The sequence below is a fragment of the Nodosilinea sp. LEGE 07298 genome (assembly GCF_015207265.1).
Lineage (GTDB): Bacteria > Cyanobacteriota > Cyanobacteriia > Phormidesmidales > Phormidesmidaceae > Nodosilinea.
On sequence record NZ_JADEXE010000421.1, the window covers coordinates 1 to 4621 of the forward strand.

The window sequence follows — 4621 nt, forward strand, 5'->3', positions numbered from 1 at the left end:
GGATGCTATCGCATTTTCCGCTGATGGAAAATTCTTGGCGGCGGGGGGGCAATCGGGTACTGTGTCGATTTGGCGGCTGGCGGCAGACGCGGCTGAACGGCTGACTGAGCTAGAGAACCCCAGAGTTTGGGTCGATCGCCTGCGGTGGCACCCCCGCTTACCAGAGCTGGCCTTTAGCCTGGGACGCTATGCCCAGGTTTGGGATGCGGTCGATCAATCGGTGGTGGCAACGCCAGCGTATGAGGCGTCGTCGGTGCTGGATTTGGCCTGGCACCCCAGCGGCGACTACCTAATCTTGGCGGGCAATCTGAGCGTGAAGACCTGGCGGCGAGACGATTGGTACGACGATCCAGAGATTCGAGAAACCGCAGGAGCCAGTGGTGCGCTCGCCATTTCTCCCGACGGGCAATACCTGGCCTCAGGCAACAACGATCGCACCCTGCTGGTATGGGAATGGGACAACCCCTATCCCTGGCAAATGCAGGGGTTTCCGGGTAAGGTGCGGCAGTTGGCCTGGTCTGCCGTACAGGCGGGTTCACCACTGCTGGCCTCTGCTAGCGCCGAGGGTGTCGTGGTATGGGCCAAAGCTGAAGATGCCGGTGAGGGCTGGACATCACATCTGCTAGATCTGCACAGCGCTCCGGTCACAGCGGTGGCGTTTCAGCCCCAATCAACCCTGCTGGCCACCGCCGCTAAAGATGGTTGGGTTTGCCTCTGGCAGCAGTCTACCCAGGCGGCCCAAATTCTCGAAGGAGCAGCCGACGGGTTTTCGACCCTGGCCTGGTCGCCCCAGGGCAAGTACCTGGCGGCGGGAGGCTGTGGGGGTGAGGTCATGGTATGGGCGCGAGTGATGACGGGGAAGGGATTTGGGTAAGGGGGACGGTGCAATGTACACGGTACAAGGCTCAAAGTCGTATACCCTATACCGCCAGCCGTATACCGTCCGTCACACCTCACACTGATCGCAGACCCCAAAAAATTCCAGCGTGTGGTAGTAAATCCGAAACGAACTTGCTCCCTGGAGCTGCGCCTCTAGTTCTTTCACCGGGCAGGTATCGACGGGCACTGAGACGCCGCACTGCAAGCAGGTGAGGTAGTGGTGGTCATGCTCCACGGCGCTGTACAAGGTTTCCCCGGTCAGCGTCACCCGATGCTGCACCAGCCCCAGCAGCTTCAGCGCATCTAAGGCGCGGTAGATGGTCGCCAAACCGATGGGCTGCTGGCGGCGCATCAGGCCATGGAGCGCCTGGGCCGACAAAGGCTGGGACTGATGTTGCAATACGTCTAATACCGACTGTTGCCCTGCGGTTAAGCGCGGTTTTGGCGGCCCCTTTGAGGTGGCTTCAGCAGGACTTTCAGCATCTTGTTTCAAAATCATGGTCGCGATCCACAGCAAGATAGGGTAGGATACTCAGGAATGATAATCATTATCATATTGCAAGACTATGGTTCTGTCTCCCTCACCTGTTCCACTGGCGGATATGGCTGATGCTGCGTCAGATGTCGAACTGCCTCTGGTACACCGCCCCCGTCGCCTGCGCCGCACTGAGGGTCTGCGCCGCCTAGTGCGCGAAACCCGTTTGACTGTAGATGACTTGATCTATCCCCTGTTTGTGATGGAGGGGACTGGGCAGCGGCAGGAGGTAGCCTCCATGCCAGGCTGCTTTCGCTATTCGCTGGATCTGCTGCTGGAGGAACTTCAGGAGGTAGTGGGGCTGGGGTTGGGTGCGATCGCCCTCTTCCCCCTGATCCCCGACGCCCAAAAAGACAACGCAGGCACCGAGAGCTACAACCCCACCGGGCTGATTCCCCAGACCGTACGCGCCATCAAGCAGGCCTTCCCCCAACTGCTGGTGATTACCGACGTCGCCCTCGACCCCTACAGCAGCATGGGCCACGACGGCATTGTGGAAGATGGCGAAATTCTCAACGACGAAACCGTGGCGGTGCTGGTCAAGCAGGCCCTGGCCCACGCCGAAGCCGGAGCCGATATGGTTGCCCCCTCCGACATGATGGATGGCCGCATTGGGGCCATTCGCCAGGCCCTCGACGCCGAGGGCTGGATCAACGTCGGCATTCTCGCCTACTCCGCCAAGTATGCCTCTGCCTACTATGGCCCCTTCCGCGACGCTCTAGAAAGCGCCCCCAAGTTTGGCGACAAAAAGACCTATCAAATGGACCCCGCCAACGCCGCCGAAGCACTCAAAGAAGTCGATCTCGACATTGCTGAAGGGGCCGACATCGTCATGGTCAAACCCGCCCTGGCTTACCTCGACATTATCTGCCGCATCAGACAGCACACCAACCTACCCGTCGCCGCCTACAACGTCAGCGGCGAATACGCCATGGTCAAAGCCGCCGCCGCCCAGGGCTGGATCGACGAGAAGACCGTGATGCTCGAAACCCTAACCAGCATCAAACGCGCCGGAGCAGATGTGATTTTGACGTATTTCGCTAAGGATGCGGCGAAGGCGATGAGCGGTGAACGGTAAGAGGTGAGCGGTGTAGCCCTCTTTCCTCCACAAGCCGAAAGCCGTAAACCATATACCCCTCTTCCCCCCGCTAACCGCTAACCGTAAACCGCATACCCTTTCAGGAGCTTCCCCATGCCCCAACTTTTTCCATTCCGTCGAACGGCCTTGCTACTCGCCTCTTCCGTGGCCGTTGCCTTGGGTAGCTGCGCTTCAGGCACTACAGATGTTGCCGACACTGAAGCGCCCGATGGTGCGATCGCAACGGACTTGACGGTAATGACAACAATTTTGCCGATTACGCAGTTTACCAATGCGGTGGTGGGCGATCGCGCCGAAGTTATCCCTCTGATGCCGACCGACGTAGACCCCCACGATTTTCAGGCTAGCCCGGCTGATGTGCAGGCGTTAGTTAATGCCGATGTGCTAGTGAAGAACGGCCTGGAGATGGAGTTCTTTTTGGATGACCTGATCGCCAATGCCGAGAACTCAGACCTGGTGATCATTGACTCTAGCGAGGGGATTGCGGTGCTGGCGAATGAAGCGGTGGAGGGCCACAGTCACGGCAAGGCTGACGATGACGGCCATGACCACGATCATGATCACAGCCACGATCATGATCAGGAGGAGGCTGGGGCAACTGCCGCCGATCATGAGCATGAGGAGGCTGGGCACCACCACCACGGTGAAAACAACCCCCACGTCTGGCTCGACCCCAAGCGGGCCATTCAGCAAGTGGAAAACATTCGCGACGGCATGATTGCCGTGGACCCCGAGGGCGAGGAGATCTATACCGCCAATGCGGCGGCCTTTATTGCCGAGTTAGAGGCGTTGGATGCGGAGATTACGGAACAACTGGCCCCCTTTGCGGGACAGACCTTTGTAGCCTTCCACGACTTTGCCCCTTACTTTGCTGAGAGCTATGGCTTGGCAGCAGAATTTTTGGTAGACGTGCCCACGGTCAGCCCGGCCCCTGAGGATGTGAAGCGGGTGATGGATACGGTGCAAGCGTCGAACTTGAAAACCATTCTGACAGAGCCCACCGCTGGGGAGGATGCCTTCGGTGCCATTGCCAAAGATATGGGCGTTCAAGTGGGGATGTTTGACCCGATTGAAGTGGGCGGCCCCGAGGCCGTACAGCCTGAGTACTACCTGAATACCATGCGCCAAAATGCTGCTAACCTGGCGGCATCCTTTGAGACCTCTACCCAGCAGTCTTGGCTGCCGCTGTGGCCCACTCAAGCGCCTCAGCCCCTGGCCGTGGTGCCTGTGGGTCTGCGGTTTTAGGAGGGGCGGCCTTGAGCACAGCAGTTTTGGCCGTTGAGGGGCTGACGGTGTACCGCGACAACTACGCCGCCGTGCAGGATGTCTCCTTTACCCTCGAAGCAGGCACCGACACCGCCATCGTTGGCCCCAACGGTGCCGGGAAGAGCACGCTAATTCAGGCCATTTTAGGCGTTCTGCCCCGTCGGGCGGGAGAGGTGGTGCTCATGGGCCACGCCCTCAGCCCCAGGGGAGTGTTGCTAGGGAAGGTGCGGCAGCAGATCGCCTACTTGCCCCAAAACTTTCTCTTCGATCGCCGCATCCCCATCACCGTCAACGAACTCGTTGCCCTCGGCTGGGACGACCTGGGGCCACAGTTGCCCTGGGCCAACCACTACTCCCGTCGCCTTGCCGTCCGCCAGGCTCTCGATCGCGTCGATGCCCTGCACCTAGGTTCACAGCCCATTGCCCGCCTCTCCGGCGGCGAAATGAAGCGGGCTCTGCTCGCTTACTGCCTAGTGCGCCCCCGCCGCCTGCTAATTCTCGATGAAGCCCCTGCCGGTCTTGACGCTTTAGGCGAAGCGGAGTTCTACCAATTGCTCTACCAGCTTAAACAAGACCAGGGTTGGGCCATTCTGCAAATCTCCCACGACCTGGATATGGTGCGTAAGCACTGCGATCGCGTCCTCTGCCTCAACCGCTCCCTCCGCTGCCAGGGCACCCCAGACTATGCGCTGTCGCCCGACAATCTGGTTTCGGTATATGGGTCGGAGTTTGTGCGATATCGACATCAGCATTGAAGAAGGGTTCAAGGTGCAAGGTGCGAACCGTAACCCGTGAACCTTAAACCTTGCACCGTAAACCGTAAACCCCAAACCCCCCATGCC

Annotated in this window: 5 protein-coding genes; 4 read left to right on the forward strand and 1 reads right to left on the reverse strand. The window is 59.5% G+C overall.

All coding sequences use genetic code 11. The features are described from left to right. Positions 1 to 874 (forward strand): WD40 repeat domain-containing protein (locus IQ273_RS30800; protein WP_194026900.1); only part of this gene is annotated, 874 nt, incomplete at its 5' end. 72 nt (positions 875 to 946) lie between these two features. Here the strand turns inward: IQ273_RS30800 and IQ273_RS30805 are convergent. After that, positions 947 to 1378, reverse strand: a complete 432-nt coding sequence (locus tag IQ273_RS30805; RefSeq protein ID WP_194026901.1) for a Fur family transcriptional regulator — start codon at positions 1376 to 1378, stop codon at positions 947 to 949. A gap of 103 nt (positions 1379 to 1481) precedes the next feature. Between IQ273_RS30805 and hemB the strand changes: the two genes are divergently transcribed. The 3 genes from hemB to IQ273_RS30820 all read left to right on the forward strand — a co-directional run bounded on the left by hemB (position 1482) and on the right by IQ273_RS30820 (position 4534). Next, positions 1482 to 2492 carry a porphobilinogen synthase gene (gene hemB, locus IQ273_RS30810; RefSeq protein ID WP_194026904.1) on the forward strand — a complete coding sequence of 337 codons (1011 nt, stop codon included), beginning with the start codon at positions 1482 to 1484 and terminating at the stop codon, positions 2490 to 2492. A 114-nt stretch (positions 2493 to 2606) separates the two neighbouring features. After that, positions 2607 to 3758 (forward strand): metal ABC transporter solute-binding protein, Zn/Mn family, encoded by a 1152-nt coding sequence (locus IQ273_RS30815; RefSeq protein ID WP_194026902.1) that lies wholly within the window; start codon positions 2607 to 2609, stop codon positions 3756 to 3758. A gap of 11 nt (positions 3759 to 3769) precedes the next feature. After that, positions 3770 to 4534, forward strand: coding sequence for a metal ABC transporter ATP-binding protein (locus tag IQ273_RS30820; protein WP_194026903.1), 765 nt, complete (start codon positions 3770 to 3772; stop codon positions 4532 to 4534). The last annotated feature ends 87 nt before the right edge of the window (positions 4535 to 4621 follow it).